This is a genomic window from Polyangiaceae bacterium, assembly GCA_020633205.1.
GTDB lineage: Bacteria > Myxococcota_A > Polyangia > Polyangiales > Polyangiaceae > JAHBVY01.
Window position 1 is genome coordinate 196,688 of sequence record JACKEB010000014.1, and the last position, 26,726, is coordinate 223,413.

A 26,726-nucleotide genomic window follows, 5' to 3' on the forward strand; every position below is an offset into this window, starting at 1 on the left:
ATATTGAGGGGCAATGACCCGCCCGCCGGTGCCCCTCGCGCAGCTTCGTGACCTCGAACTGCTGGTCGCCGCTCACCACCCGCTGATCGGCTTCGAGACGGACGAAGAAGATCGCGTGGAAGTGCTGCTCGAGTCCCTGGCCGCGGCGCTCAGGCTCCCGTACTTCGTGTGGACCGCCAGCGCCGGCTTGAAGCGCACGGACATGCAGGGCCCGATCCACGGGACCAAGTCGCCGCTGCTGGCCGTCGAGCACATTCGGGCTTCGGGTTTCGAAGCCATCTACTACCTGCGCGACTTCGCGCGGTTCACCGAAGACGCCCAGGTGCAGAGTGCTCTGCTCGATGCGTGTCAGCAGCTATCCGTGCATCGGGGTGCGATCGCCTTGGCAGACGATCCCCTCGAGCTGCCGCGCGCGGTGAAGGTGCTGCTCACGCGAGTGCAGATCGACCCGATCACCGAGGACGAGTACTACGAGTACACCCGTTCGCTCTTGGCGAGCTTGCGCCAGCGCATGACCGTTGAGATGGAGCTCACGGGGGAAGACGTGGCGGTGCTGCTGCAACAGCTCAAGGGGCTGACCTTCTTCGAGGTCAAGCGGGTGCTGTCTCAGGCCATCATCGAGCATGGCCGCTTGGACCGCTCGGTGCTGGACCGAGTGCGAGCAGCCAAGCGCACCGCGGTCGAGGCGACTGGGATCCTGGATTTTATCCCTACGGAATCATCGATGGTCGACGTGGCCGGTCTTGATGCGCTCAAGAGCTGGCTGCGTCAGCGCAAGGTCGCGTTCTCCGAACCCGAGCGAGCGCGTTCGTTCGGCCTGGAACCTCCGCGAGGCTTGCTGCTCTTGGGGGTCCAGGGCTGCGGAAAGAGCTTGTGTGCCAAGGCGGTGAGCCACGAGTGGCAGCTCCCGCTGATCCGTTTTGATCCGAGTAGGATCTTCGCCAAGTACGTGGGTGAGAGTGAGAAGAACCTCTCCCGCGCGATCCGTGTCGCCGAGTCTCTCGCCCCCATCGTGTTGTGGATTGACGAGCTGGAGAAGGCCTTTCCTCAGGGAGGCTCCGAGGACGGAGGCGTTTCGACTCGCGTGCTCGGCAGCTTCCTCACTTGGCTGCAGGAGAAGCGCGCGCCCGTATTCGTGATCGCGACCTCCAACGACGTCTCATCACTACCGGCGGAGCTGCTTCGCAAGGGGCGCTTTGACGAGATCTTCTTCGTCGACCTGCCGAATCCAGAAGAGCGCTCGGCGATTCTGAACATCCATCTGAAGCGCCGCGGTCGAGATCCCAGTGGCTTCGACCTGACAGAGATTGTCAGCGCCACGGACGGCTTCAGCGGTGCCGAGCTGGAGCAGGTCATCGTCGCCGCGCTCTACGAAGCCTTCGGCGCGGGTGAGGAGCTTGGGACGCAGCATCTGCAAGCCGAGCTCGCCCGCACGCGTCCGCTGAGTGTCACCGCCGCGGAGCAAGTCAGCGAACTACGTACGTGGGCGCGCGGTCGCGCGGTGTCCGCTACCTGAATCAGTTCTTGGCTTGGGCCGGCGCGCCGCCAGCGACCTCGGAGGCGACGATCAAGTAGCGCTCCACCGAGTTCAGCTGCTCAGGAGTCATGCGCACGAACGGCGTCATGCGCTTCATGACATCCGGCCACTCGGCAGCCTTATGTTCCGCGGGGATAGGCAAGGTGTGGCATCCCGAGCAGCGCTCGACGAAGAGCGCCCGCCCCTCGCTGAGCTCGGCCTGGGTCGTACCCGGCCAGTGACTCTGAGCCCGCGCAACGTGCTGTGTGGACGGCTCAGGTACCTGGCCAACGCAGCCGGCGAGGCCCGCAAGGAATAGGCTGAGGCAAAGCAGTCGACGCATATCGATCACAGGTGGAAGGAGAACAAGAGCCGTAGCTCGAAGCCATCGTCGGTTGAGGTGTTGCGCTCGCCCGCCTTCAGATCGGTGATCTGAGGCAGGAAGCTCAGGGTGGCCCAGTAGGTCTCGTCGGAGACCGCGATGGTCGGCCCGGCTGAGATCGTGGACTTTTCTACGTCGCCGCTCACGAGGCTGGTCTGGCTGGCCACTTCGAGCCCGGCCGCGAAGCTTGGACTGACGACGTAGCTGACTCCCAGCACCGGGTTCAATTGCAGCACGCGCTCGGTCTCTTCCGGGCCGATCTCCCATTCCTGTTCACCGACCAGGTTGGCAGCGACGAGGATGTTGCCGAGCCGCTTGTCCAGCAGCAGCTTCGCTTCAATCTCGTACAAGCTCGGTCCGGCGGTGAACTCCAAATACCCCGCGGAACCGATCGCGTCGGCGACGGGATCGCTCAGCTTGAGCTTCCACTCGCTGGACACGCCGTCATAGGCGAAGCGGCTCTCGCGGACGTCTTCTGCGTTCTTCTCCGTCAGCGCGTGGAAGTTCAAATAGAACGCGGTCATCAGCTGACCCGTGAGACCCACCTCGAACTCCAGGCGGTGATCGAAGCGTGAGTAATAGCTGTCTCGACCGCCTCGCCAGGTGGTCCACACCTCGAGCTCGCGATGTCCAGGCGGCAGCACCGCCGTCTCGTAGGTGTAGCCAAAATGTCGGTCGTTGGCGGTCGCCGTGCTGGCAGCGCACAGCACGCCCAGCGAGAGCGCGAGACCAAGACCGAGACGACCGAAGCAAGTCATTGAGTGATGCCGTAATGAAAACGATTATCACTTTCAAGGTCGATCGTCGAACGCAGTCTCCTCAGGGGACCTCGAGGGTGGGGGAGAGGGACTGAACAACTGTCCTCTCGCCCATAAATACTTGAAACGAATGCAGAATCTGCGCCCGACGAGCGACCAATCGAACCACCCTGCGCCAAAGCACCGCGGCTCGATCGGCGCTCTTAGCTGAAATCGGCAGTCAGTTGTTCGCGGACCGCGCGTGGCAACTGTCCCCGACTCCGAGGCATAGGGCGTGAGACCTCCGCGCGGCCCTTGTATCGAGCTAGTGCTCCCGTAAGGTTCCGACTCCCCAGGCTGAGCCTGGGCCACGCCATTCGGCGTGCACGACGTATGTCGGCGCCACCGGCGCACGCCATAATTGCCATACGGAAAAGGAGAGACCATGTCTCAAGTTCAAGCTTCCCACATCCTGCTGATGTACAAAGGCTCCATGCGCTCCACCGCGAGCCGCTCCAAGGATGAGGCCTTGCAGCAGATCACGGATTTGAAGGCGCAGATCGACTCGGGTGCGGACTTTGCCGACCTCGCTCGCAAGCACTCGGACTGCCCCTCGAGCCGTAGCGGCGGCGACCTGGGTAGCTTCGGCAAGGGACAGATGGTCAAGCCCTTCGAAGACGCCACCTACTCGATGGATGTCGGCCAGACGAGCGGCATCGTCGAGACGGACTTCGGGTACCATCTGATCCAGCGCACCGGCTGACTCAGTCGTAGAGCGCGGCGGCTCCCACGGCCCGCGATGGGCGGGCTTGAATGGGGGTCGCTAGCTAAGTTACCGTGCGGTAACTGGCTAGTCTCGGCCTTCGCTTGGAACATTGGATACGGAACGGCCTGCGCCTTCTACTGAAGAGCATCGTGAGGGCCCGCTGCGTGATCGTCCTCATTTCGTCTACGCTCACCCGCCTCTGCGCCCGCCCCCTGCGGGCCGTTCCGCCGCCTCCACAACTCCCTCGTATTTCCAGGGGTAAAGGCGCTCAGAGTCTCTCAAAGACCGAGATTGCCTCAGTCGTAGAGCGCGGCGGCTCCCACGGCCCGCGATGGGCGGGCTTGAATGGGGGTCGCTAGCTGTTACCGTGCGGTAACTGGCTAGTCTCGGCCTTTGCTTGGAACATTGGATACGGAACGGCCTGCGCCTTCTACTGAAGAGCATCGTGAGGGCCCGCTGCGTGATCGTCCTCATTCCGGCTACGCTCACCCGCCTCTGCGCCCGCCCCCCTGCGGGCCGTTCCGCCGCCTCCACAACTCCCTCGTATTTCCAGGGGTAAAGGCGCTCAGAGTCTCTCAAAGACCGAGATTGCCTCAGTCGTAGAGCGCGGCGGCTCCCCACGGCCCGCGATGGGCGGGCTTGAATGGGGTCGCTAGCTAAGTTACCGTGCGGTAACTGGCTAGTCTCGGCCTTTGCTTGGAACATTGGATACGGAACGGCCTGCGCCTTCTACTGAAGAGCATCGTGAGGGCCCGCTGCGTGATCGTCCTCATTCCGGCTACGCTCACCCGCCTCTGCGCCCGCCCCCTGCGGGCCGTTCCGCCGCCTCCACAACTCCCTCGTATTTCCAGGGGTAAAGGCGCTCAGTGTCTCCCTAAGACTGAGCCGTCCGTTGCCTTGAGCGCCTTACGTTTCGGCGTTGCCTCGGGGAGACTGAGCCGTCCGTTGCCTTGAGCGCCTTACGGTTCGGCTCGGGGCTTCGCCCCATTGCCTCTGGTAGTGACTCATGGCGATTGGAGGCTGGTGGGCTGTTGGGTCTTGGCGGTTCGCACACGAGTCGATTCGGCTCGGGGCTTCGCCCCATTGCCTCAGGCTTTTGCCAGTCTCGGCTCGGGGCTTCGCCCCATTGCCTCAGGCTCCTGGCTCGGGGCTTTGCCCCATTGCCTCAGACTGTTGGAGGCTCCTCGGCTCGGGGCTTTGCCCCTTTGCCTCAGGCTCCTCGGCTCGGGGCTTTGCCCCATTGCCTCAGACTGTTGGAGGCTCCTCGGCTCGGGGCTTTGCCCCATTGCCTCAGGCTTCACGGTTCAGGGCTTTGCCCCATTGCCTCAGGCTGTTGGAGGCTCCTCGGCTCAGGGGGCTTTGCCCCATTGCCCTCAGGCATTTAGCAGTCTCGGCTCAGGGGCTTCGCCCCATTGCCTCAGGCTGTTGGAGGCTCCTCGGCTCGGGGCTTTGCCCCATTGCCTCAGGCTTCACGGCTCGGGGCTTTGCCCCATTGCCTCAGGCTGTTGGAGGCTCCTCGGCTCGGGGGCTTTGCCCCATTGCCTCAGGCTTCACGGCTCGGGGCTTTGCCCCATTGCCTCAGGCTGTTGGAGGCTCCTCGGCTCGGGGCTTTGCCCCATTGCCTCAGGCTGTTGGAGGCTCCTCGGCTCGGGGCTTCGCCCCATTGCCTCAGGCTCTTGCCAGTCTCGGCTCGGGGCTTTGCCCCATTGCCTCAGGCTGTTGGAGGCTCCTCGGCTCGGGGCTTTGCCCCATTGCCTCAGACTGGTTGGAGGCTTCTCGGCTCGGGGGTGGGTGCGTAATTGCCGTGTGGATTATTCCGGCTGGAGCGCGACGGTTACGTAGCCGGCGACGCCGGGTTGGCCGTTTCGCGGACCGTTGGGGAAGACGGCTTGTCGTCCGCAGCCATCGGTCTGGATGACTATCTGGGCGCTAGCCTTCTGGTAGCCGTCGGCGAATACCTCGAGGCGGAAGCTGCCTTGGTCCTCGATGTCGATGGGGCCGAACTCGTGGAGACCATCGCATGGTGGTAGCGCTCCGGAACGCGGGGAGAGCGAAGTGTAACCGTCGCCGTAGAGGCCGGTGCCGATGTCGCAGATCGGTTCGAGTGTTTGGGCGTCAATCGCATACACGCCGCCACGTTCCGTGCCCGAGTCGCTACAGTCGCCGGGAGGGTTCGAGTCACTGCAGCTCGCGATCAGCAGCACACTCAAGAGCAAGGTCGGGCGCATCTGGAGAGCATATCGCGCCTTGATGCTCACCCATCGCTGAAGCGGCACTGACTTAGCCTATTCTCGCCTTGACCGAGCGCCGCCCGACTGGTGGGGTGAGACCGCGAGGATCTGTGAGTTCGCCGTCCAGCTTGGCGTCAGCAGCAGTCTGGCCTTCAGCAGCAGTTCGCGCTTCGTGTACGCTCTGGCGAGTGTTTGAGCGGCGTCAGTTTGGAATTGGTCTCTTCGCGCTGTTCCTGCTGAGCGGCTTGGGGCGGGCGATCATTCGTCAGGTAAACGTGCCCCACCAGGCCCAATACACCGAGCCGGTTGAGAACTTCGACGACATCGACGTCCGCCCGGCACCTGCAGTCCGTGTGAAGCGTTGGCTTGGCGCGCCCCCGCGCTTGGATGAAGAGCGACCACAAGTGTTGGTCTCGTTGTGCGCTCGCTGGGATGTTTGCGTCGAGGAAGCTGGCTTCGTGTCGGCGCTCCACGACCGCTATGCGAATCGCTCCGAGGTATTCGCTGTCAGCGATGAGCCGGAGGACAAGCTACACGAGCTTGACGCTCGACTTGCCAAGGCGGGGATGTCGCGTACTTTCCCTCTGGCAATTGACCGCGGAGAAGACGAAGGCGTCCTCGATGATTTGGCAACAGCATACGGGCACGATTTCATCCTCTTGCCTTACGCCTGGGTGATCCATCGCGGGCAAGTGGTGTGGCACGGCGACCCTGAAGACGTGCAGGGCACGCTCGATGAGGTGCTAGCCACTGGCGACGCGCTGAAGTCGCGCACTGCGAAGCGTGACATTCAGCAGCTCGTGGCGGACTATCGCAAGGCCAACGACGATGACGAAGTCGACGATCTCACGCCCCAGGCGGACGCGCTTCGCGCTGCGTTGATTGGCAGAGCCGGACAGGCGCTGAGGGTCGCGATGGACCTTCGTGATGTGGACGACGACGGCGAGTTCGTGCTCGAGCTGGCCAAGCTGGCGAACGAGGGAACCGCTGCCAGGTGTCCAGCGACCCTCGATGGCTACGGGCTGGCACAATGGGACAGTGGCGACAGCGAGGGCGCGATCAAGACGCAAAAGGAGGTCCTACGCCTGTGCGACGCCTTGAACATCGAGTGCAAGGAAGGGCGCGAACACTGGCAGGACTACCTCCGCCTCAAGGCCGAAGCAGAGGCGGAGGCATCTGACGGCGGGTCCGACGCAGCCGTTGTCGGAACCCTGGACGCCGGCACTGCTGACACCGGCGCTGCCGGCACCGGCGCTACGCCGGACAGCACTACTGCAGACGGGCCTTAGCGGTCGTTTTGCGTTGTCGCGCTTCCGCTCGTGCTTTCCTGGTCGAAATCAGCTGACTTTCTCCTACGCTTTGCCCATGTCTCGCGACCCCCTCGTCGAAGCGTTCGAGAGCGCGACCTTGGACGCCTCCGAGTTTCATCATCGGCAGCACCTCTACGTGGCCTGGTGTTACCTTGGGGAAATGAGTGCCGAGGACGCCCTGGCGCGCTACGTGGGCGGGCTGAAGCGCCTCACCCAAAAATTAGGTGTACCCGAGAAGTTCCACGCCACGATCACTTGGGCCTACGTCGCGCTCCTGGACGACGCCATGCAGCGCGCTCCGGGGGTGAGCTTTGACGAGTTGCTTGCGCAGAACCCCGGCTTGCTCGACCACCAGGCGGGGGACTTACGGCGCTACTACAGCCAAGCGGAGCTTGACGCGCCCGAGGCACGTGTACGCTTCGTTTTGCCTGGGCCGAGAGTCGACTAGCCCGTTTTTCGGGGGGGAGGTGCGCTGCTCTTCGCTGACACCGTCGTGAGTCAGCACTCGGACTCAAATCGCATCCCGTACGGATAAGAACTCGCCGCTTTGTGGCGATTACCCATCGTTCCTCAGCCGTCGCCGTCTTGGCGTGGCAAACTCGACGGCATGCGAGTCCTCTGGGCGTTGGTGATTGGGAGTGGCGTGCTGGCTGGCTGCAGCGGCGACGGAGGCAGTAGCCAGGGCGATGGAGGCAGCTCCGGGGCTGCGGGCAGCGGCGGGGAGTCGACAGGGGGCACTGGAGGTTCCAGCGTCGGTGGTAGCGGCGCTGGTGGTTCCGCGGGGCATGGCGGCGCGGCTGGGACCGGTGGCTCAGGCGGGTCGAGCGGCGCCGGTGCTGGCGGGGCTGCCGGGAGTGCTGGTTCCGCTGGCGCTGCCGGCTCAGCTGGTGCTGGCGGAGCGCCGACCTGTGCGCTGACCGACTCCGGTCCCGTGACGGCAACGGCAGACAATCAAGTGATCGAAGGTCTACGCATCACCTCCACCAGTGGCCCAGCGGTCGACATCGATGGTTACAACGGAGTCGTGGTACGCAACGTGGAGATCGTCCATGCCGGCGGTGTTGGGATCCGTGTCGCTAACTCCGACGACGTGCTTCTGGACCATGTGTCGGTCGAGTACACGGGGGCTCCGGTCATGGGCGCGAATAGCTCGTCGGACTTGCTCAACATCAGCTGCTACCAGTCGGCGAGGCTCACGGTGACTGGCGCAAGGCTCACCCGTGGGTCAAGCGGGATCTACCTTCAGGCATGTCCGGAGTCGAAGCTCAGCTTCATCGAGGGCCACGACTTTCGCGGTCCGTTTCCTCGCGGACAAGTGGTGCAGTGGAACGCCTCGGACTCGGGGCTGTTGGAGGACTTCTCCGTGGAGAATCCCCCGGAGTCGTGGCCGGAAGACAACGTGAACGTCTACAAGTCGTTGAACGCGGTGGTCCGCCGTGGCTTGGTGGACGGCAACAACTCGCCGTCTGGCGTCGGGGTGATTTTCGACGGAGACACCAGCACGGGTCGGGTGGAGGACGTGGACGCGATCCGCATGGGCAACGGTTGCTTCTCGAACTACGCGGGGGCCGACGGCAACGTCTTCCTGCGCACGCGTTGTCGGCAGAACATCTGCACGGATCAGGGACGCGGCGTGCCTTCCTCCAACGCGCTGATGTGGGCGGGCAAGCCAGGGCTCACCGCGCTGCACATCGAGCAGAGCAAGTACTACGACTCGTGCAACGGGAATGTCGTTTGGCCGAGTGATGCTTTCAGCGTGCTCGAGCTCAGCGAAGAAGACTTCACGTTGCGGAGCCCGATCCGCGTCGATTTCTGCTGGGAATAGCGCCGCTCAAGGCTCGAGCCGCTTCAAGGCTCGAGCCGCTTCAGGGCTTGGTGGCTGCTTGACCCACCGTCAGGAGGGCCATATCCACGAGGTGTTGCTCGATGCGGTCATGGGCTTCAGCCAGTGTGTTCGCCCCCGTGAACAGCAACAGGTCCTCTTCGCTGAGGCACAAGTAGCGTGTCGCGGCGAACACCAGTGATTGGATCTTGAGCCAGGTGTCCGTCCCCACGCTGGCCGCGACGTTCCTCATCATGTTTCGATGATGGTTGACCCGTCGCTGAACCGTGTGACCGCCGTGCTCCGCCAGGCGGCTCAGCTGGAGCAACAAGATGGGACGCTCCACCATACCGAAGCGATACAGCTCGCGGGTCGCCTCGGCGGTGACTTCAGCAGGCGTTGAATCCGCGAGGCGCTGGAAGTGCTTCAGTGCCAGCACGCGCATGCGGTCGTAGTGCCCGTCCAAACACGCCTCGCAAAGCGCGTCGAGGGAGGAGAAGTAGTAGCTCACCGTTCCGGTGCTGAGCCCTGCCTTGCGCGCAACCCCTCTGAGCGAGAGCGTCGTCGGTCCGCTCTCGCTCACGATCGTCATCGCCGCGCTTAGGATTGCCTCCTGAGTCGCCGCGGGATCCGCGTTCTTGGGTCGCACTTCGTGCATGGTAGCCCGAGCGGAGCTGCACAACTAGCCATGTCATTGCGCCGGCTGCAGTCGGCGCTCTCCAGAACCTCGAGCGCGCGGCCTCCACGGCGCCTGGTTTCCTGACGGTACGCGTTTCGACACCTCGTTCTCGAGGCAGCATGAGTGTTTCCTTCGCTATTCGTGCTTCGCGTTTCCAGACGGAGATTGACGTCGCCACGGCGCTGACGATCGATGTGCGGGTATGGCGGTCGCCCTCAAGATCTCCGGACCTGAGGGGGAACGGCGAGTCAACGTCAGCGGGAGCGTGAAGCTCGGGCGCGCGTCGGGTTGCGATGTGGTGCTGAAGCATCCTTCAGTGTCTGCAGAAGCGCTCTTGGTGCGTCGGGATGGAGCCGGTGCCATCGCTGATCCACTGGGTGGTGTGGTGGCGCTGAACGATGCGCGCATGCAGAGCAAGCACCAGCTCAAAGACGGTGATGAACTCAAGGTCGGACCGTATCGCGTGAAGGTACTGCTGACCGGTAGCCTCTCCGTGCGCCCACCTTCGGTGCGCCCGGGGGATCTGGCGCCCGCGTCGACGCGCCCGCCGCTTACGTTGCCTCCGGGAAGCGCACCGCTCTCGATGCGTCCATCCGCGCCGCCGCCCGCGCCGGTGGAACTCTCGGAGTCGGAGCGCGTTCGCATCCTCAGCGATGCCCGCGCGCGCCTCACCCGAGGGGAAAAGCGCAGCATCGTGTTGAGCAAGCTGGGGGAGGCTGGGCTCCAGCGCGGTGAAGCCGCCGCGCATATCGAAGACGTGATCTCGCAGCTAAGGGGCGCCACCAAGCACCGTGCGCGCCGTCGAGCTTTGCTGGGCTTCATGCTGCTGCTCTTGGGCCTGGTGGCGACGGCCTACTTTGCCAAGTTCATTCCGAGCGGAATCGGGGAGAAGGTGCTCGCCTTGCGCCTGCCCCACGCCGAGCAGGTGCTGCTCTTCGCTGGCGAACACTGGCTTGGCCCTGCTGTCATGGTACTCGGCGCGCTCGTGCTGCTCGCGGCATTGTTCCGCTTGCTGCGTGGGGATCCGCGCTTCAATAGATAGGTCCCTCATTGAAGTGATGCGGAGGCGTCGGGACCTTCTGCTCCCAACCCTCGGGAACTGGTGGAAAGACGATCGTCAGCTCGCCATCCACCGGTGGAATGCCAGCGACAGGTCCGAACTGGCTGACGCTGACCTGTAGGCACTGGAGATAGGCGACATCCACCGGCGTGACTGCGTAGAGTTTCAGGCCGGGTTCACCAGTCACGCTTCGATAGTGGAGCGTCACCGGTCGGGGGTCGCGCACCGCCTGGTAGAAGTTGCAGCCCCAGCGGCTGAAGAGGAACGGAAGCATGAGCGAGCCGAACGAATAGCTGTCCCTGTCCTGTGTTGGACTGGCTTTGAATTCGGCGTGCCAGTCGACGTCCGGTTGGACCGGAGCGACGGACGTTTGGGGTAGAGGGGAGTGGAGGTCGACGTCGGTCTTCACCAGCAGGGTCTGCTCGACCAAGCGCATTGGACTCCGCTCGATTCGGATCAGGTACTCCTGGCCATCGAGAGTGAGTGTGCCCCTGACGTCGCCGGGGCTCAGTTGTGGGGCGACCAGACTCTGATGTGTTGCCCTGAGGAAGCGAAAGACGGCGCGCTGGCGGAGACTCTGGGGGGCTTGTTGGTCCATCACGCCGCCTACGAGCATTCGGTCCCGCACCTTCGTAGCCTCTTGTCCGTAGAGCGGGAGCCGTGTGTGGGCACGGACGTAGTCATCGTTGCCGCTTTCCGCCGCTCCACACAGCTCCCTCAAAAACCGCAGTACGCCGCCGACGTCGCTGACGTGGGGAGCGGCCTGTTCGCTGGCGTGGGGCTCGTGGGCGTTGATCGGCAATGCAATAGGTGCTCTTTCGCCGGTTCGCTGGTTCTTGGGGGGAGGTGCGTTGCTACACGCCGAGAGCACCAGCCACCCCAGCATCAAGCAGCCCCCATACTTCATCCAAGGAAAGCTAGCGTTGCCGTCGCACGTTGCGAGTTAAGGCGCGTTAAGCTGCGCGTCCGTTGGTTAAAACCTTGCGGAAACGGTAAGCTGACCTAGGCCATGTGGCGGTTTAGGTGACCGTGCGCCACACCTCACCCCCAAACCCAGGCCTAAGGCAATGGCTGAGAGCGCGATGAAGGTGCGCCGCGCATCAGGGGCCACCCGCCGCTCCACTGGATGCGATCGACGAGCACGACACGGCCGGGCCCTTGCTGGATCTGACCAGCGACCCACGAGTGGTAGATGTGCACCCAGTCGCCAGAAGGGCCTTGCAAGACCGAGCCGTGGCCGGGGCCAGCCCAAGCGCCTTTGCTAACCAAGATGGGCGAGCCTTTCTTGGTGAAGGGGCCGGTGGGTGAGCTCGACTTTGCGACACCGACTGCGTAGCTCGCGCTCGCGTAGCCGTTTGCGCTGTAGAACAGGAAGAACTCACCGCCGTGTTCGACCATCCACGGGCCCTCGACGAGCGCGCCTTCCCAGCTCTCCGTGTTGGTGATGAGTGTCGTCGCGTTGCCAACCACAGAAAGGCCGTCCGCCGCGAGCTCCTGGATCTTGATTGGCGTCGCTTGACCGACGGCGTTGCCGTCGATTTTCCACAAGACGTAGTGCTTGCCCGTTGACGCGCGGAAATAATGGGCATCGATGGCGCCGGGGCTCGGCTCGGTGATCAGCGGCTGACCGATGTCGGTGTACGGCCCCGTGGGGCTCGAGGCGCTGGCCGCGCCGATGGCGAAGGTGCCGGAAGTGGAGCTCTTCGCGCTGAAATACACCACGTACCCGCTACCGACCTTGTGTAGCTCTGGCGCCCAGAAGGAGCCGGTGCCCCAGCTCGGCTTGGTGGCGTCGCTGAACACACTGCCTTCGCTCTGCCAGTGCACCAGGTCCTTCGAGGAGCGCATGGGGTACTTCGGGCCCGGAGTACACGCCATGTAGTAGGTGTCGCCGTCACGCATCACGCCGGGATCGGGGCAGTCCACGTCGACGACTGGGTTCGCGTAGAGGCCGCCGCACTGGGTGTGGCGGAATGCGAGGTCGCAGGCGTTGCTTCCGCTGTAGGTCGGTGTCCAGCCGTTGGAGAGCGTGGCCGAGGAGTTGCCGCCGCTGCTCGTACACACGCCGTCCCAGGTGACCACACCGGCTTGGTCGTCGTAGTAGTTTGGGTGGCTGGGGCCTGGTATCCACGCGGATCCATACCCGATGCGTGTCTTGCAGCTCGAAGGCACGCCGGTGCACGTGTCGGCGTAGTCCAAGGCGATGATGCAGTTCTTGCCAGTGAAGTACGGTTGCCAGCCGTTGGAGAGCGTGGCAAAGGCGTTGCCCGAGCCGTCCACCTGACAGCTGCCGTCCCAGGTGACGACGCCGTCGGCGACGTCGTAGTCGTTTGGATGACTCCCGCCTCTAATCCACGCGGAACCATAGGTGATGCGCGTGGTGCACGGTGCCGCGCCGGCGCTGCCTCCTGCTCCAGCGTCGCCAGCGCTGCCTCCGCTGGAGTTGCCGCCTGCTGAGCTCCCTCCGTTCGCGCTCCCGGCGTTTCCTGCGCTGCCCCCGTTGCCTGTCCCCGCGTTAGCACCGCTACCGCCGCTCGTGTTCCCCGAGCCGCCGCTTGATGAGCCGCCAAAGCTCGATCCATTGCCAGCGGTTCCGCCGCCGTCGGAGCCGCAACCAAGGGTGGCAAACGCGCCCAGTGCCGTGAGCGTTGCCAACCGCTTGGCGGGGAATTTTAGGGTTTTTCTAGGGTGGGGGAGAGGGGACAAGCGTGAACCTTAGCACGCGCGATGTTTCCGCCGATGGCCGCTTCCGCTCTGGGAGCTGACGCTAGGTGCTTCGAGACGGCTGGCGATCGCGCTCGATCGTCCCAATACTCGCTGCCACTCAATCATTCTGAGGCAAGAGGCGACATGCTCCCCAAGTGCAACCATTTCGACGGCAACGTGGCGACGCCCAGCGGCGAGCGCTGCGAAGAGTGTGGCTCTGAGTTCAACTTGCGCGTGTGCACCACATGCGGTCACGTGGGTTGTTGTGAGTCCCAGAAGGGTCACAACACCGCCCACGCCAAGGCCGCAGGCCACCCGGTGATCAAGTCGTTGCCCATGGGTGAGGGTCACTTCACCTGGTGCTACGAGTGCAACTCGTACGTCTGACTTGATAGCCGCGCGGAAGCGCACCCGGGGGGACAACGAACATGGGAATGATTGGACGATTCGTGAGGCTTCCGGATGGAGACCTAACGACACTACTCGCCGACCCGGAGTCCATTCATGACTACCTGTATCCTGAGGATGAGGACACCTCACGGCAGGTCGCCGAGCTAGACGTAGACAAGGCCTGGCACGGGATCCACTGGCTGCTCACCGGGACGACGTGGGGAGGCGATGGCCCTACGGCCTTCATCATGCGCGGTGGGGAGCAAGTCGGTGACGAACCGGTCGGCCAGGGCCCCGCGCGTGGGTTCACCGCCGAAGAGGTTCGCGGGATTGCCGCTGCACTGCATGGTCTGAGTTCGGAGATCCTGCACGCGCGCTTCGACCCCCAGGCCATGGAAACCGCAGACATCTATCCATCCGAAATCTGGATGCGAGAGGGTGACGAAGCCTTCGAGTACCTCGATAGCTATTTCGACCAGCTGAAAGACTTCGTGCTCGGCGCAGCCAAAGAGGGCGAAGCGCTGCTGATCTACATTGCCTAGGCCAGGCCCAGCCGCAGCCTATTCGAGCTGATTCGTGAAGTACGCCTTCTGCCCAGGATAGTACTCGTCAAAGGTCGGCATCGGCGAATCGTCTCGCGAAGCCACCAGGCGATCCAGGTAGTACTCCCAGCCGGCGCCGTAGTCGCCCACCATCTCTGGCTGATCCACGTGGTGCACGAAGTGCATCAGCACCTCGCCGGCTGCGACTTCCTTCAGCGTTACCTCGAGGAACACGGCGTACTGGCCGAATGAGCGCACGGCCAGGTGATGGGGAGGGTCGCAAGCCTCGATGCGCATCTCATCATCGGGTGCTCCGTCTTCAAAGCTCATGGTGAGCACGACCGTCTTTCCTACGCCGGGCTCGCCGCGCCACGGACCAATCCAGCGCGCGGTGCTCTCGGAGTTGGTGACGCTCTCCCATACCTCTTCGAGCGTGCCCTTGAAGCGTCGCTCAATCACCAAATCAGCGCCTGTAGACGTTTTCTCGACTTTCCCAGTTGGCTGCCTCATGCGACGGACTCCTTGGCCTTCTTAGGCGTTTCCGTGTGGTTCTTTTGTGGGCGTCGGCGGACGCGCTGGACCTCCGTCTCCAGTGCATCGAAGCGCCGCTGCCAGCGCTCTCCTGCGCTGGGCGCGCGCAGCTGCTGTAGCCAGTGCTCCAGTGGAGCGAGGGCATCCAAGCAACGCACGTAGTGGATCTCGCGGCCGTCGTTGGTCGCTGTGACCAGCGCTGCTTCCCGCAGCACGCGCAAATGGCGGCTGATCGCCGGCCGACTGTCGCTGAAGTGTTCCGCTATCTGGCCAGCGGACAGCGCACCGCTCCTCAGCAGCTCCAAGATGCAGCGGCGAGTTGGGTGAGCAATGGCAGCGGCGACGGCGTCCACAGTCCAAACGTGTAACAGAGTGGTTACGCGTTTGGAAGCCACTTTCGGTATGCGCTATTCACAGACCCCATGGGGATCTCGAGTTGCCTGCTGCGTGGCCCGGAAGACGCCTTCGAGCGGCTCCTAACGGATCCCGATGCAGTGCAGGCGCTGCTCGGTTCCGAGCCGCTGCCCGACTGGGAGATGCTGGACCTTGGCGAGCTCTGGCACGGGATCCACTGGCTGCTAGCGGGGAGCACGTGGGATGGAGCGCTCCCCGCAGCCTTCCTGGTGACGGGCGGACATCCGCTTACGGAGTCGCTCAGTGAGTATCAGGTGCGGGGGTTTCGCCCCGCGGAAGTTTCGCGAATCGCGGAGCTACTGCAGGGGATCTCCAGAGACTCGCTTCAAGCGCGCTTCGATCCCGACGCGATGGACAGCGCTGGGATCCTGCCCGAGGAGTTCTGGGGCCAGGAACCGGAAGCCTTCGATTTGGTGTTGGAGTACTTCGAGCCGATGAGGTGCTTCATGATTACCGCAGGGCAAACACGCCAGGCCGTGCTGGTGCTAGGTGCTTAGCCCGTTGGCTTCTCGTTGTCAGCGGCCCTGACAGGTTAGCCGCGTACTAGCGGTCATCAGCTCCTTGCAGCTCAGCGCTGTGCCGTCCACACCCGTGAAGGTGAGCTTGGGGAAGCTCAGAAGCGTCGCCTGGCCTTGGCGCGTGATCGCTGTTCGGTCGATGTACAGCACCCGCAGTTGCTTGAGCTTGCTGAGCGCTTCAAGGCCCGCATCGGTGAGCGAGGTATCCGAGAGGTCAAGCTCACGCAGCTCGCTCAACTGAGCGATCACTCCCACGTCCGCCGCGTTGAGTTGGGAGTGAGCCAAAGAGAGCCGACGCAGGTGACGTAGCTTGCTCAGCGGAGCCAAGCTGCCCGGAGCTTGAATGGTGTTCAGCGTGAGGCCCTCGAGAGACTCGAGCTTTCCAAGGAGGCGCACTTCACTGGCTCCAAGCGCGGTCTGTGAAAGGTCGAGCTCACGCAGCTGGGACATCCCGCTCACGAGCTCCAGGGCGCGCCCGCCGACGACTTGTGGCGCAGAGAAGCGTGTCAGCTGTGGCAGCGTGACGACGTACTTCATGATTTGCTCATCGGCGCGTGGCAACCCTAGCTGTGTCAGGTGGGAGAGCGTACCGAGCTTTGACAGCGCTTCCGGCGCGACCGTGCTCCCCAACAGATCTAGCTGCTTGAGCTGCTTGAGCTTCGCCAAGTGTGGCCCCGCGGCCGCGGTGAACTCGGACCGGGCAACGCTCAATCGCTCCAGCTGCTCAAGCTCCGCGATCAGCGCGAACTCTGTATCACCCAGCGGCAGCATAAGCGTAAGTTCTTTGAGACGCTTGAGCTTGGCTAGCGCTCGAGCGTCTAGCGCATCGCCACCCAGTGCTAGGGTTTCCAGCGCGGAAAATCTGTCGAGCTTGGAGAACGACGCAGCTCCGAGTGGTCCAAAAATCGACAGCGACTTCAGGCCCGATGGCAATAGTGGGAGAAGCGGGTCGGTTGGCGCGTTACTGAAGACGTACACGCGCTCGAGCCTTGAGTCGCTACGTAGGTCAGGGAACTGCACGCTCGGCGACGAGGTGTAGATGCTCAGTCCACGTGCGTTCTGCAGGGTGCCCAGTGGGCGCAGGTCCGAGGGCTCGGGTCGGTTTGGGTAGAATCGTATGTCCGTGGGGAAACGCTGGGCCAAGCCCTGTGCTGGCTTGAGTTGAGCTGCGTCGAGAGTCGTCAGGGTCAGCGCCAGGGGACCGTCGACCTTGCTCAGCTGAGCAGCGCCAGCGGGTTGACCGAGATCGAGCCAAACGATGTGACCGCCGAGAGTCACGACGCCTCTGCCATACTCCAGATTGTCCAGTTCCCGTTCGCCTACAGGGAGCCAAGCGCCGACTCGTCGTGAAATGGTCCATTCCGAAGCTTGCCGTGGTGGGCTAGCAGGCGAGGGGGCACTGCTTGACACGAAGGTTGCAGACGTCGCCGCAACCGGTTGCGATGCAGCAGTCTTCGGCGGGGCGGGATCACGTGGTTGCGCTTGGCACGCAATCGCCAGACCCGCGAGGAACCAAACAAGGGACTTCACGCCTGGGAATGCACCGCGATTGATGGCGGATTGCAAGGCGTGCGCGCATTTCTATTTTGCCCCAGCGTTGATCCCGCGCTCCAGCCACTGCCTCAGCGCTGCGACGCTGCGATACGCAGGGGGCGCGATACGCACGAACCCGCGCATGGTTCGCTTGCCCATCTGCATCGCGCTGACATGAGGCTGACTGAGCAAAGCCTCACGCTCTTCGGGGTGAACGCGGATGAGCAAGCTGTCTTCCGAAACGGAACAGCACATGCTGCCGTTCACCATGAAGGCGAGCTTGCCCATCACGCGCTTCTCTTCGACCTGTTGCGCTCCCAGCAGCTGTGAGGCGGAGAGCAGCTTACGGATCCGTGCGGCCAGTTTCTCGTCGTAGGCCATGGACTAGCGCCAGCCCGCGATCATGGGTCGATCGTAGGCGTCGTTGAGGCGTAGCTTGCGAAAGCCACGTCGCTCCGCGAACGCTGCCTGCATCTTCAAGACGTTTGCGTCGTGGCACTTGATTTGCAGCCTTTCCAGGCTCTCCAGGTGCTTTGCCTCGGCGATGGCCTGGACGACGCTGAAGGCAGCGTTTTGCAGGGTGAGGAAGCGAAGCCCAGCGAGCCCTGGGTGCCGAACCAACGCGATGGCGATTGAATCCGTGGGGCAACCACCACACCAGATGAGCTCTGGCTGTTGCCAGGTGCGCCGTCCGAGGGCAGAGACGAGCTCGTCTGAGTAGGCTGTCCCGGCGTGGAACCAGGCCAGCCGGGGGAAGGCTCCTACCAGCGCGGGCAACGCGGCTTCGAGACCCACGCTCCGTTCGACGCAGAGCGTCCGCAACGCACTCGCTTCGCCCGCTGCCGCGAATGCCTCGCCTGAAACCTCGTCGAGCTGCGGGTTGCCCGCCACGCTGAGCGCTTCGAGGCGCGCGAACAAGGGTGCCTCCGCTAGCGCCAGTGCGCCGGCTCTGCCGATCCCGGTGTTGAACAAGCCGAGTTCGACGATGCGGCTTGAGTCAGCATTCTCGGCAAACGCGCTGAGTCCCGCGTCGCCGATGGGGCAGTAGGCCAGGCTCAGCTTTCTCAGCGCACGCGCCTCACCGAGCGCGGCGACTGCAGCTTCACTCAGCGTCGCTCCGTTCAGCAGCAAGTGCTCTAGGCGTTCGCCCAAGGGTGAAGAAAAGAGACGCGTTAGGCCTTCCCCGCTGAGCTGAGCGCCGGAAAGGTCGAGGGTGTGGACGTTGGCGAAGTGGGGGGAGCTTGCGAGGGCTGCAAGACCCGTGTCAGTGAGGGCCACGTCGGCCAGCCTGAGCCGCTCAACACAGCTCAGCTCGGGTAATTCCGCGAGGTATTGAGCTCCGGCGTCGCCGAAGCGGAAGCGACTGGCGGGAACGCGCTTGGTGAGGAGTCGTTCAGCGCCAAGGTCTAGCTCCGTCACGCGAAGTGAAGCGAGCTCGGGCAGGCGAAGCAGCTCGGCGACGTCGTCCAAGGTGAGCGCGCTGTGGCTGAGATCCAGGCGCAGGCCGCCCTCGTCCTCGCTGGCGCACTCACTCAGTCCAAAGTGCTCGACGAGGGAAGACGGAAGCTCTGCGAGGTGAGTTGCAGCGGGCCCTGCCGCGCGCTTCTTGGGAAGCGGCTTTACCGACCGCACCGGCTTGCGCTGGGGCGCCGGAGCCTGTGGCAGCTCCGTCGCTGCGCCCGCAATTTCGAACGGTCCAGCGAAACCGGCGGCATCCGTCAGTAGCGCGGCGTCGGCGTTGGCGTGCTTGATTGAGAACTTCCCGCGCGCTGCGATGAGCCGCAGCGCGACGTCGAAACCCGGGAGTACGCAGAGTTGAACCTCTCCGTTCGCGTTCAGCTTTGCGGCTTGTTTGACAGCGTTTGCGAGTGCAGCCCCTCGCAGAAGCAGCTGGTCCTGGCTCATGCTCGCGCGAATCCAGACCTGATCCGCGCGGTAAAGCAGCTGTTGTGGATGCTCGTCGCTGGGTGAGACCTGGAGCAGCGCGCTTAGCATGCCATGCACTGTCGGCGGAGCCGCGCCGGCTTCGAACTCAGGGGGCAACCCCTTTGGCGCCCGGCCTTCACAACTGGTCGATAGCCACTGGGACGCGTTCCCATCGGGAAACACCAAGGTTCCAACCACGAGCGCAATCGACGCCATTGAGGCACCTTACTAAACCTGCGCAAAAGACTCGCGCCTATTGCGCGCTCGCGAGCTTCGCGCTTGCCGGTTGGAAGCTGACGCGATCGAAGAATAGTTTCACGCATTGAATGCGCTGCTCGTTGACGGTTAGCCACTCCACGATAGGCACGGCGCCCGCTTCGGTGTTGGTGACGAAGTCGTAGATCACGCACACGTTGTCGCCGTCGCTGAAGGTGTGCTTCACGTCGCTGCGCTCCCAGACGCTGCCCAGGCGTTCCAGGATGGCGAGGTATGGCTTTGCGCCGGTGACGCGGTTGCCCGGTCCGACGAACTCGAGATCCGCGGCCAGCAGTGCGGCGACAGCGCCGAAATCCTTACGGCTACATGCGTCGATGTAGGCCAAAGCGACTTGTTTGGGGGTTAGGTGCGTCGTGTTTCTCCTCACCCCCAACCAGACAAATGGAGGGCCCAAAACTGTGCGCGGCGCCTGGAGAAACTTTCCCTAACTTGCAGAACGGCGGCAAAACGGCTCGAAATACGTCTCGCCCACGAAGGTCACCATCTCCTTCACTTGCTCGGCTGCGAAGCGCACCAGCATCACCGAGTGGGTGCGCTGGCTTCCTCCAGTCGCGTCCCGGAGCCGGAACACGAAGGCGCTCTGACCATTGCCTTGGGTTGGCGCGACCTCCGAGAGGCTCGACCAAAACGGCGCGAAGCGCGCCGAGTGCAGGAAGCCCATCACTGCATCCCGGCCGCTGAACCACACCGGATACGGAGGCATGGCCAGCTGCACGTCGTGCTTCAGCAGCGCGACCAAGCCGTCCACATCTCGCGTCTCCCAGGCGCGGACGAACGCTGCGACCGTCGCTGCGGAGGGCGCCTCGCTCGCTGCTGTTTCGCGCTGGGTGGCGTCCCGTGCGCGGTGCAGCGCGCTATTCACCGCGGAAACACTGAGCTCGAGGGTCGTCGCGATTTCTTCCGCGGACCAGCCGACGACGTCTTTGAGCAACAGCGCGGCGCGTTGCTTGGCAGGGAGCCGCTGCAAGAGCTCGAGGAATGCCAGCGCGACGCTCTCCCGCGTCTCCGCCAGCTGCTCCGGGCTCGCAGGGTTCTCGCCCTGGGGAAATAGCAGCGCATCCGGCGCCGGAGTGAGCCAGCGCTCGAGCTCGCCTGGACCAAACTCGTGGCTCGTTGTCGGATCGGCCTCGAGGTTCGGCAATGCGCGGCGCTTGCGCTGCCCCAGGGCGTTCAAGCAGCCGTTGGTCGCAATACGCATCAACCAGTGACCGATGGGCGCGCTGCCTTGGAAGCTCTCGCGCGCCTTCCAGGCGCGCTCGAACGTATCCTGGGTCAGCTCCTCCGCCTCGGCAAAGCTCCCGAGCATGCGGTAACAGTGCCGCAAGATCGCAGGGCGATGTTCGGCAAAGCTGTGTTCCAGATCCGTCGGCACCTTGCGCAACATACTAGCGCAGCGGCCGCATGGAAACGGATGCGAGCGGCGGCGATGAAGGTTGCGCCTTGGGCGGATGGCTGGCCCCGTGGCATGCTTACAGGATGCTTCGCTCCCTCGCCGGCTGTGTATCGTTGGCGCTTGCGTTCGCTGTGGCAGGCTGCGGCTCCGAATCGGACACGGGCGGTGCGGGGGGAAGCGGAGGCAGCGCCGGTGTGGGTGGTATAGGGGGTACCGGCGGAGTGCTCGACCCGCCTGAGCCGCCGACGGCCGTAACACCGCCACCCGTGGAGTTGCCCGCGCGCCCGGCGGATTTCAGCTTGGGTCCCGGGTTCGGGACGCCGGGCTGGCGTGAGTCGACTGAGCCGTTTTGCTCGCCGTGGGTGGGGAACAACATGTTCACCGCGCTCTGGAGCACCCAGGACGCGGTTTACCTTACGATCGGTATGCGCTGCACCACGCTACTTGGAGGCGGTATCCAGGAATACTGCTCGGCGCCAGAAGCGGCATACCAGTCGCTGTTCGTCAATCAGGGGCAGGGCTGGCAGGCGATTCATCATTTCCGTGACTTGTATACGCCTCGTCCGATTGGGACCCAGGGCAGCGCGCTGCTGTCGATGGGGATCTACCAAGGCGCTTGTGCCGTGGGGAAAAGCACACTGGATGGCAACTTTGAGTGTCTGGGTAACCGGCCTGCTGCCCATCCCGTAGACGCCGCGGCGCGGAGCGAAGGCGTGTATCAATTGGAGTCGGACGGCGAGAATGGCTACGCGCTCACACGCTTCGCTGATGGAGCGTGGACCGAGCTGACGCGGGTCGGGGCTCCTGACGCCCCGCGGACGCTGCTCGATTTGGGGAGTGAGCTACTCGTCGCGGGAGACGACGCCTTCGTCGCTCGCATCGACCCCGAGAGTGGCGCCACTCAGACGGTGGCGGCGCCTCCAGGCATCTATGAAGCTGGCGCTGTGTTGCCGGGGGGATATGCTCTGATGGGTTTTCAGCAAGGCACCTATCAGCTACTGATGCACAAGGACCAGGGCTGGACTCCGGCGGGACTCAGCTTCGGCCGCTACACGGCGCTCCGTTCAGCTCCAGGGAGCGCCCTCTACATCGCTGACGAGTCGAAGCTCTATCGCGTCGCCGAGACGGGCCAATATGAAACGCTGCTCGACCTCGATCCGGCGAGGATCCATGACTTCCGCGTCAACGCCGACGACGAGATCTTCCTCAGCCTCGAGTACCCAGAGCTCCAGCAGTACCAATGCGGTCGCTTCGTGATGGCGTGGTTCGACGGCAGCGAGCTGCACCTGATGTAGGTGCGGTCGAACCACCAAGCCGGCGGGAACAGGGTTGGGGGTGAGGCGCGTTGATGAGAGACGTGCCCATTGCTGTCGCACTCCAGCGACGCTAGCGACGAAGTCAGGAGGCGGAGGATGCGAAGCGTAGCGTTGGGTGCAGCAGTACTGGTGTTGGTGGCGTGCTCCAAGAAGGAGAGCGCCGACACACCTCAGCCGGAGCCATCCGCGATGCCGTCAGCCGGGACCGCGGTGACGACCAAGAGCGCGGTGCCCGTGGAAAGCGCAGCGCCGGAGCAAGCGAAGGACGACGGCGCTGACTTCGAGGTCGTGAAGGGCCTCAGCGGGAAGTTGTTCCTCGTGGGAGACGCGGTGCTCTCCTGTGGCGGGAGCTGTGAGTTCCCCAGCACACCTCCCCCCAAGATGCAGATCATGGAAAACGGCGTGGTGAGGGATGCCCCCGAGCTGTGGCCGGCAAACGCGTGGGAGCCGTACCTCCAGGAGATGAAATCGCAGAAGCTCTCCTCCGAGGTGCGCTTCAGCGGCGACTATCCAAAGCGCTTGTTCGCCCAGGGTTGGGGGGAGGGGCGCACCGGCGAAGGCAACCTGCCGCAGGTCAAGTTCTTCGTGAAGTACTGGGTGAACGCCACCAGTGATGACCTTGGCTTTCGCTATTTGCAAGCGACGCCGCCGCGGGAGTACGACGAGGCGCTGCTCTCCTTGCCCACCAAGCGGGATCCGCGACAGAGCTTCAGGTACGGCGCAGACGGGCCCATGCTCGGCGCGGAGGCCAAGTCGCTTTGGATCCGCACGGCAAAGGAGTGGGTCCACAAGATCGCGCCTTGGCGGGACGGGGTGCAGCTGTATCGCCTGACCAACGGCACCACGCTCGCGGTTCAAGGCGATGCGTATTTGATCTCGAAGCAGGGGGAGATCAGCAAGCTCAAGCTGCCATCCGGCGCTGAGAGGGCCGTTGATCAAGGCGGCGTCGCGTACTTGTTTGCCTCGAATCAGGTGCTGAAGCCGAAGCAGCCTGAACGCTTCAAGCTGGCGCCGATTGAGGAGCGCGTCGCCAGTCGCTCGATGGTGGTGAAGAAGCCGTCCGCTGAGGACGCAGGTGCGGACGCTGAAGCAGCGCCGAACGCATCGATCGAGGCACCTGGCGACTTCAGCGACGCGTGCAAGACGCCGGTCGTCTTGTTGCAGACCAGCGACGGCTATCTGCCTCGGGTCGACCAGATCGCCGATGTGTTCCGCAAGCATGCGGATCACGCTCTCGCCTATCCGCTGTACAGGATCACGTTCACGTCGGGTCAGCGTTACCTGGTGCGGGCGAAAGACGTGACGGCGGCGAAGCAGTTCGAAGGCTGGGTCAGCGGCGAGCTCAAGGCCGAGTTGAAATGCGTCGACGTCGACTCCATGTTTCCGTCCGGTAAGGATGACCGTATGGATCGCCTCTTCGTTCACCCCTGGTCAGGAGCGCAGATCGAACTGCCGTGAGCGCTTCGCTTCCTCAGAGCATCGGCGTGGTTGCCGCGAGCGTGCTGTTGGTGCTCGGCGCGGCGAGTCAGCGGTCGTCTCACGCGGCCTCGGAGCGGTTGAGCGCGTTGCCGCCAGCGGATCAGAATCGACGCTGCGAGGAGTGCCACGCGGATGTCGCTCGGGAGTGGCGCGGCTCGGGTCACCAGCTGGCTTTCACGCGGCCCGAGTTCCAGCACGCGCTGCTCCGGGAGCCGGAGCACGCCCGCAGCTTTTGCTCGGACTGTCACGCCCCGGAGAGCGTGAAGGAACGCGAGCTACAACTCTCTGGCGAGGGCGGCGTGAGCGCCAGCGCCGGCGCGCTGGGGGTCGCTTGCACGAGTTGCCACGAGGAAACGGAAGAGAGCGCCCGGGCAAAGCGTGTCGCGAATGGGCTGGGGCGGACGGCGCCTCACGGCTTCATGGGCACTGCTGGAGACGAAGCCTGCGGCGCCTGCCACGACTTCAGCTTTCAGAACAAGGCATCGAGCTTCGCGATGCAGCGCACCCTGGCGGAGCACCAGGCCGCGACCAGCAAGGAAACGTGCGTCTCGTGCCATATGGCGCGCTCGGCGGACGCCAAGCACTGGAGCCACACGTTCCCGGGCGGGCGTGACGCGAAGTTCGTCGCTTCCGCTTTGACGGTGACCGCGAGCCGCTTGGGGCCGGAGGAGGTACGCATCGTGCTCACGCCGCGAAACGTGACTCACGCCGTCCCCACTGGGGACTTGTTCCGCCGCCTGGCGGTGACAGTGGAGCTGGCTGATGGATCGCGGCTCGAACGCTACCTTGCGCGTCACTTCGTAGACTCTCCAGCGGGCCGACGTGAAGCGAGTGACGATCGCGTACACCTGGTCCCGCGCGAGGTAGCCTTTGAATTGCCACGCGGCAATGAAGGTGGCAAGCTGCGGTGGCGGGTCACCTATCAACGCGTGGCCCATGTTGACCCCAAGCGCGAAGGTGAAGCGACGCTAGATGGTTGGAGCTTGATTGCCGCTGGCGAACTCTGAGCCGCGCTGAAGAATCTTGCGTCGCGCTGACGAGCTTTGAGCCGCGCTGACGAGCTTTGAGCCGAGACGGCTCAATGCTTCAGGATGCGCAGCACGATCCGCACCAGGGCATCATCCAGCTCCGCTTGGGAGGGGATGTCGTGCTTGCCGTGAAGCCCCGCTTGCTCCTCTGGGCTCATCAACAAGATGCGCGGCAAGGAGAGCGTCAAACCGTGGATCAAGAGCCGTGCCTCCAATGGCTCCAGCGCGGAGTGCTGGCCTAGCAGCGCCACTGCTTCGCGTACGAAGGACCCAAGGAACTCGGCTTGCCGGCTCGGGTGTAAGCCGCCCCGGCGCGCGGTGGTCATCACCCGCAACGCGACCAGAAGTTCTTCCTCACGGATAAACGCGATGAAGCTGCGCAGCGTAGCTTCGACCTTGCGACGCGTGTCGCTGGTCGTGGCGACTGCGGTCAGTGCCGCCTTCACACGCAGCGAGAGTCGCTCGTGGTAGCCGTCCAGGCACGCTTCGAGCAATGCCTCTTTCGAGGTGAAGTAGTACTGAAGTGTGCTCGGGCTCAGGCCAGCGCGCGCTGCCACGCGACGCATGGACAGGAATGAGGGGTCCCGCTTCTCGCGGAGCAGCTCCAGCGCCGCCTCCACGATCTGCTTGTGCGTCTTCGCCGAGTCAGACTCTTTGGGGCGCGCCAAGGTTCTCCTGAAAAACGTGAGGGGAAGGGTCGAGAACTAGTGCCTGATTACTCTGTGCCGCCTGAACGGGGCCGCGGATTAATCGTTCGCTGTACGACAGGACTGCTTGTTCGCTTTTACGGCTAAAACCAAACACAAACCCCGCACTGCCTCGAACGCGGCGAGGGCCCGCCACGAGCAGTCGCTGGGAGGAATTTCTGGGCGGATAAGTTCTGCTTCGGAGCTGCTGCTTTGGGCTAGCCAGCGTTGAGGGTCCTTGCTCAGAGACGGGCCGGCTCAAGCTGTGGCACCCATCCTTGCGGGGGCGTAAGGCCAGGTGCTGCAATCGTCCATGCCCCGGGAGAGGGAATAGCCCACGTCCTATTCCTGCTCGACCACCGCGGTTGCACCACGCCATACCGGCGCCTCAGCGCACGCGCCGAGTTAAGACGGTATGAAATGGAATTGCCGCGGGGTAACAGCGGAAGCTAGTTGCGATCGCCGGGCTCGTCCTGAAGCGGTAGACGAAGCGCTACCTCCGAGTGGCGTTCTCCGCCGATGTAACCCAGCACGCGCTCGAGCTCATCCCGTAGCAACTGCGTGTCGCACGTGGAGTTCAGCAAAGCGTCCAACGCTTCGTCTCTACCCAAGAGCGGCGCGAGCAGCGGCTGTACGCTGGCTACCGGGTGGCTTTCCAGCTGGTTGAGCCCGAGGTTTATCAGCTCGATGTCGTGCTCCACGAGCTCTGGCCGCTTGTTCACCTCCAGGGCGAACTCAACGAAGTTGAAGTACTCTTGGAGGAGCCGGCTGCCGTCCAGCTCATCGTGCGCGCCCTTGCTCGAGCTGACTAGCCAGCCACGGATGCGCTGGAAGAGCTCCTCGAGCACTACGCGGTCGTATGCGCGGAGCTTGGGGAAGCAAGGTCGGGCGCGCACGACGGCCAGGGTCGTCATCGCGTGACGCAAGGAGTCTTTGAGCTCGGGAACCTCGACTCGACGGGCAGCGCGTCGCAGCGCTGCATAGGCCTGGCGAGTCTCGAGGGCGGCATCGAGTTCTCGGGCGAAGTAGGGGCGATGCACCGCGCAGCCCAGGATCTCGCAGCAATGCCGATGAACGACGCGCAGGCTTCGAGATGCCTCGCGATGCGCCTTTCCGGCGAATCGAATCGCTTCCGCGGATTGCTCGTCGGACAACGTCGAGGCAAAGTCGCGGAGCAACGCGTTGAGCGCGAAGCGACCGATGAACGCCGCGTCCCCAATGTGGGCCAGAGTGGTGGCGTTTGCCGCTTCGATGCGCCGCGTGAGTTCGCCAAGGCACGCGGTGGCGGAGGTCAGGATCCCCCGCGTGTCTGCCAGGAGCACGGCGACTCCTTCGCTTGCCGCTAGCTGATCGGCATCCGTAGCGGCCACCCGCTCCAGGATTCGGTCGACGCTCCACTTGATCTCAGCGCAAAGCGTGCGTGAGTCGCGTGCGGCTCTGGGCTCATCCGTAACTGTGAGCTGCAGGGGAATGGCGTTCATTTCG

The 26,726-nt window shown here is 63.9% G+C and carries 27 protein-coding genes; 12 read left to right on the forward strand and 15 right to left on the reverse strand.

Annotated features, from left to right (window positions below):
• Positions 1 to 13 precede the first annotated feature (13 nt).
• Entirely contained in the window at positions 14 to 1,516 is a 1,503-nt protein-coding gene (locus H6718_20875; protein ID MCB9587871.1) for an AAA family ATPase, read from the forward strand.
• 1 nt (position 1,517) lies between these two features.
• On the opposite strand, the gene H6718_20880 is transcribed toward H6718_20875, so the two are convergent.
• Both H6718_20880 and H6718_20885 read right to left on the reverse strand, forming a co-directional pair.
• Positions 1,518 to 1,859 carry a hypothetical protein gene (locus H6718_20880; protein ID MCB9587872.1) on the reverse strand — a complete coding sequence of 114 codons (342 nt, stop codon included), beginning with the start codon at positions 1,857 to 1,859 and terminating at the stop codon, positions 1,518 to 1,520.
• Between the two features lie 5 nt (positions 1,860 to 1,864).
• Positions 1,865 to 2,656: a hypothetical protein gene (locus tag H6718_20885; GenBank protein ID MCB9587873.1), complete on the reverse strand. Its 792-nt coding sequence runs from the start codon at positions 2,654 to 2,656 to the stop codon at positions 1,865 to 1,867.
• A 424-nt stretch (positions 2,657 to 3,080) separates the two neighbouring features.
• On the opposite strand from H6718_20885, the gene H6718_20890 reads away from it, so the two are divergent.
• Entirely contained in the window at positions 3,081 to 3,398 is a 318-nt protein-coding gene (locus H6718_20890) for a peptidylprolyl isomerase (protein MCB9587874.1), read from the forward strand.
• A gap of 1,814 nt (positions 3,399 to 5,212) precedes the next feature.
• On the opposite strand, the gene H6718_20895 is transcribed toward H6718_20890, so the two are convergent.
• Positions 5,213 to 5,629 (reverse strand): hypothetical protein, encoded by a 417-nt coding sequence (locus H6718_20895; GenBank protein ID MCB9587875.1) that lies wholly within the window; start codon positions 5,627 to 5,629, stop codon positions 5,213 to 5,215.
• 191 nt (positions 5,630 to 5,820) lie between these two features.
• Here H6718_20895 and H6718_20900 point away from each other — a divergent pair, with 191 nt between their 5' ends.
• From H6718_20900 to H6718_20910, 3 genes are all read left to right on the forward strand, one after another.
• The gene (locus H6718_20900; protein ID MCB9587876.1) at positions 5,821 to 6,921 is read left to right on the forward strand and encodes a hypothetical protein; all 1,101 of its coding nucleotides are present in this window, start codon (positions 5,821 to 5,823) and stop codon (positions 6,919 to 6,921) included.
• Between the two features lie 76 nt (positions 6,922 to 6,997).
• Positions 6,998 to 7,390, forward strand: coding sequence for a hypothetical protein (locus H6718_20905; protein ID MCB9587877.1), 393 nt, complete (start codon positions 6,998 to 7,000; stop codon positions 7,388 to 7,390).
• Between the two features lie 159 nt (positions 7,391 to 7,549).
• Positions 7,550 to 8,767 (forward strand): right-handed parallel beta-helix repeat-containing protein, encoded by a 1,218-nt coding sequence (locus H6718_20910; protein ID MCB9587878.1) that lies wholly within the window; start codon positions 7,550 to 7,552, stop codon positions 8,765 to 8,767.
• A 40-nt stretch (positions 8,768 to 8,807) separates the two neighbouring features.
• Here H6718_20910 and H6718_20915 read toward each other — a convergent pair whose 3' ends face one another.
• Positions 8,808 to 9,413 (reverse strand): TetR/AcrR family transcriptional regulator, encoded by a 606-nt coding sequence (locus H6718_20915; GenBank protein MCB9587879.1) that lies wholly within the window; start codon positions 9,411 to 9,413, stop codon positions 8,808 to 8,810.
• A 232-nt stretch (positions 9,414 to 9,645) separates the two neighbouring features.
• Here H6718_20915 and H6718_20920 point away from each other — a divergent pair, with 232 nt between their 5' ends.
• On the forward strand, positions 9,646 to 10,485 hold the full coding sequence (locus H6718_20920; protein ID MCB9587880.1) for an FHA domain-containing protein: 840 nt from the start codon (positions 9,646 to 9,648) through the stop codon (positions 10,483 to 10,485).
• Here H6718_20920 and H6718_20925 read toward each other — a convergent pair.
• Positions 10,475 to 11,410: a hypothetical protein gene (locus H6718_20925; protein MCB9587881.1), complete on the reverse strand. Its 936-nt coding sequence runs from the start codon at positions 11,408 to 11,410 to the stop codon at positions 10,475 to 10,477. The genes H6718_20920 and H6718_20925 overlap by 11 nt on opposite strands.
• Before the next feature lie 152 nt (positions 11,411 to 11,562).
• On the reverse strand, positions 11,563 to 13,209 hold the full coding sequence (locus tag H6718_20930) for a family 43 glycosylhydrolase (protein ID MCB9587882.1): 1,647 nt from the start codon (positions 13,207 to 13,209) through the stop codon (positions 11,563 to 11,565).
• A gap of 144 nt (positions 13,210 to 13,353) precedes the next feature.
• Between H6718_20930 and H6718_20935 the strand changes: the two genes are divergently transcribed.
• Together H6718_20935 and H6718_20940 are read left to right on the forward strand one after the other, a co-directional pair.
• Positions 13,354 to 13,596 (forward strand): UBP-type zinc finger domain-containing protein, encoded by a 243-nt coding sequence (locus H6718_20935; GenBank protein MCB9587883.1) that lies wholly within the window; start codon positions 13,354 to 13,356, stop codon positions 13,594 to 13,596.
• 47 nt (positions 13,597 to 13,643) lie between these two features.
• Positions 13,644 to 14,141: a YfbM family protein gene (locus H6718_20940; protein ID MCB9587884.1), complete on the forward strand. Its 498-nt coding sequence runs from the start codon at positions 13,644 to 13,646 to the stop codon at positions 14,139 to 14,141.
• 18 nt (positions 14,142 to 14,159) lie between these two features.
• On the opposite strand, the gene H6718_20945 is transcribed toward H6718_20940, so the two are convergent.
• Together H6718_20945 and H6718_20950 are read right to left on the reverse strand one after the other, a co-directional pair.
• Positions 14,160 to 14,651, reverse strand: a complete 492-nt coding sequence (locus tag H6718_20945) for an SRPBCC family protein (GenBank protein ID MCB9587885.1) — start codon at positions 14,649 to 14,651, stop codon at positions 14,160 to 14,162.
• Positions 14,648 to 15,025 carry a winged helix-turn-helix transcriptional regulator gene (locus tag H6718_20950; GenBank protein ID MCB9587886.1) on the reverse strand — a complete coding sequence of 126 codons (378 nt, stop codon included), beginning with the start codon at positions 15,023 to 15,025 and terminating at the stop codon, positions 14,648 to 14,650. Before H6718_20950 ends, H6718_20945 begins: the two co-directional genes overlap by 4 nt.
• A gap of 69 nt (positions 15,026 to 15,094) precedes the next feature.
• Between H6718_20950 and H6718_20955 the strand changes: the two genes are divergently transcribed.
• Positions 15,095 to 15,583 (forward strand): YfbM family protein, encoded by a 489-nt coding sequence (locus H6718_20955; GenBank protein ID MCB9587887.1) that lies wholly within the window; start codon positions 15,095 to 15,097, stop codon positions 15,581 to 15,583.
• An 18-nt stretch (positions 15,584 to 15,601) separates the two neighbouring features.
• On the opposite strand, the gene H6718_20960 is transcribed toward H6718_20955, so the two are convergent.
• The 5 genes from H6718_20960 to H6718_20980 all read right to left on the reverse strand — a co-directional run bounded on the left by H6718_20960 (position 15,602) and on the right by H6718_20980 (position 20,723).
• Complete coding sequence (locus H6718_20960; GenBank protein MCB9587888.1) at positions 15,602 to 16,882, reverse strand: hypothetical protein; 1,281 nt, start codon at positions 16,880 to 16,882, stop codon at positions 15,602 to 15,604.
• A gap of 303 nt (positions 16,883 to 17,185) precedes the next feature.
• Entirely contained in the window at positions 17,186 to 17,518 is a 333-nt protein-coding gene (locus H6718_20965; protein MCB9587889.1) for a TfoX/Sxy family protein, read from the reverse strand.
• Between the two features lie 3 nt (positions 17,519 to 17,521).
• Positions 17,522 to 19,279 carry a hypothetical protein gene (locus H6718_20970; protein MCB9587890.1) on the reverse strand — a complete coding sequence of 586 codons (1,758 nt, stop codon included), beginning with the start codon at positions 19,277 to 19,279 and terminating at the stop codon, positions 17,522 to 17,524.
• 37 nt (positions 19,280 to 19,316) lie between these two features.
• Positions 19,317 to 19,706, reverse strand: coding sequence for a nuclear transport factor 2 family protein (locus tag H6718_20975; GenBank protein MCB9587891.1), 390 nt, complete (start codon positions 19,704 to 19,706; stop codon positions 19,317 to 19,319).
• Positions 19,707 to 19,763: 57 nt separating this feature from the next.
• Complete coding sequence (locus tag H6718_20980) at positions 19,764 to 20,723, reverse strand: RNA polymerase subunit sigma-70 (protein MCB9587892.1); 960 nt, start codon at positions 20,721 to 20,723, stop codon at positions 19,764 to 19,766.
• A 92-nt stretch (positions 20,724 to 20,815) separates the two neighbouring features.
• Between H6718_20980 and H6718_20985 the strand changes: the two genes are divergently transcribed.
• The 3 genes from H6718_20985 to H6718_20995 all read left to right on the forward strand — a co-directional run bounded on the left by H6718_20985 (position 20,816) and on the right by H6718_20995 (position 24,534).
• Positions 20,816 to 22,027 carry a hypothetical protein gene (locus H6718_20985; GenBank protein MCB9587893.1) on the forward strand — a complete coding sequence of 404 codons (1,212 nt, stop codon included), beginning with the start codon at positions 20,816 to 20,818 and terminating at the stop codon, positions 22,025 to 22,027.
• A 117-nt stretch (positions 22,028 to 22,144) separates the two neighbouring features.
• Positions 22,145 to 23,506: a hypothetical protein gene (locus H6718_20990; protein ID MCB9587894.1), complete on the forward strand. Its 1,362-nt coding sequence runs from the start codon at positions 22,145 to 22,147 to the stop codon at positions 23,504 to 23,506.
• Complete coding sequence (locus tag H6718_20995) at positions 23,503 to 24,534, forward strand: hypothetical protein (protein ID MCB9587895.1); 1,032 nt, start codon at positions 23,503 to 23,505, stop codon at positions 24,532 to 24,534. Before H6718_20990 ends, H6718_20995 begins: the two co-directional genes overlap by 4 nt.
• 71 nt (positions 24,535 to 24,605) lie before the next feature.
• Here H6718_20995 and H6718_21000 read toward each other — a convergent pair whose 3' ends face one another.
• The gene (locus tag H6718_21000) at positions 24,606 to 25,223 is read right to left on the reverse strand and encodes a TetR/AcrR family transcriptional regulator (protein MCB9587896.1); all 618 of its coding nucleotides are present in this window, start codon (positions 25,221 to 25,223) and stop codon (positions 24,606 to 24,608) included.
• Positions 25,224 to 25,690: 467 nt separating this feature from the next.
• Positions 25,691 to 26,722: a hypothetical protein gene (locus H6718_21005; protein ID MCB9587897.1), complete on the reverse strand. Its 1,032-nt coding sequence runs from the start codon at positions 26,720 to 26,722 to the stop codon at positions 25,691 to 25,693.
• Positions 26,723 to 26,726: the final 4 nt, after the last annotated feature.

Excerpts from the sequence above, each read along its gene's own strand:
- H6718_20875 (MCB9587871.1), top strand. The coding sequence starts at position 14 with ATGACCCGCCCGCCGGTGCCCCTCGCGCAGCTTCGTGACCTCGAACTG.
- H6718_20880 (MCB9587872.1), bottom strand. The coding sequence starts at position 1,859 with ATGCGTCGACTGCTTTGCCTCAGCCTATTCCTTGCGGGCCTCGCCGGC.
- H6718_20885 (MCB9587873.1), bottom strand. The coding sequence starts at position 2,656 with ATGACTTGCTTCGGTCGTCTCGGTCTTGGTCTCGCGCTCTCGCTGGGC.
- H6718_20890 (MCB9587874.1), top strand. The coding sequence starts at position 3,081 with ATGTCTCAAGTTCAAGCTTCCCACATCCTGCTGATGTACAAAGGCTCC.
- H6718_20895 (MCB9587875.1), bottom strand. The coding sequence starts at position 5,629 with ATGCGCCCGACCTTGCTCTTGAGTGTGCTGCTGATCGCGAGCTGCAGT.
- H6718_20905 (MCB9587877.1), top strand. The coding sequence starts at position 6,998 with ATGTCTCGCGACCCCCTCGTCGAAGCGTTCGAGAGCGCGACCTTGGAC.
- H6718_20910 (MCB9587878.1), top strand. The coding sequence starts at position 7,550 with ATGCGAGTCCTCTGGGCGTTGGTGATTGGGAGTGGCGTGCTGGCTGGC.
- H6718_20920 (MCB9587880.1), top strand. The coding sequence starts at position 9,646 with ATGGCGGTCGCCCTCAAGATCTCCGGACCTGAGGGGGAACGGCGAGTC.
- H6718_20925 (MCB9587881.1), bottom strand. The coding sequence starts at position 11,410 with ATGAAGTATGGGGGCTGCTTGATGCTGGGGTGGCTGGTGCTCTCGGCG.
- H6718_20935 (MCB9587883.1), top strand. The coding sequence starts at position 13,354 with ATGCTCCCCAAGTGCAACCATTTCGACGGCAACGTGGCGACGCCCAGC.
- H6718_20940 (MCB9587884.1), top strand. The coding sequence starts at position 13,644 with ATGATTGGACGATTCGTGAGGCTTCCGGATGGAGACCTAACGACACTA.
- H6718_20945 (MCB9587885.1), bottom strand. The coding sequence starts at position 14,651 with ATGAGGCAGCCAACTGGGAAAGTCGAGAAAACGTCTACAGGCGCTGAT.
- H6718_20955 (MCB9587887.1), top strand. The coding sequence starts at position 15,095 with ATGGGGATCTCGAGTTGCCTGCTGCGTGGCCCGGAAGACGCCTTCGAG.
- H6718_20965 (MCB9587889.1), bottom strand. The coding sequence starts at position 17,518 with ATGGCCTACGACGAGAAACTGGCCGCACGGATCCGTAAGCTGCTCTCC.
- H6718_20970 (MCB9587890.1), bottom strand. The coding sequence starts at position 19,279 with ATGGCGTCGATTGCGCTCGTGGTTGGAACCTTGGTGTTTCCCGATGGG.
- H6718_20980 (MCB9587892.1), bottom strand. The coding sequence starts at position 20,723 with ATGTTGCGCAAGGTGCCGACGGATCTGGAACACAGCTTTGCCGAACAT.
- H6718_20985 (MCB9587893.1), top strand. The coding sequence starts at position 20,816 with ATGCTTCGCTCCCTCGCCGGCTGTGTATCGTTGGCGCTTGCGTTCGCT.
- H6718_20990 (MCB9587894.1), top strand. The coding sequence starts at position 22,145 with ATGCGAAGCGTAGCGTTGGGTGCAGCAGTACTGGTGTTGGTGGCGTGC.
- H6718_21005 (MCB9587897.1), bottom strand. The coding sequence starts at position 26,722 with ATGAACGCCATTCCCCTGCAGCTCACAGTTACGGATGAGCCCAGAGCC.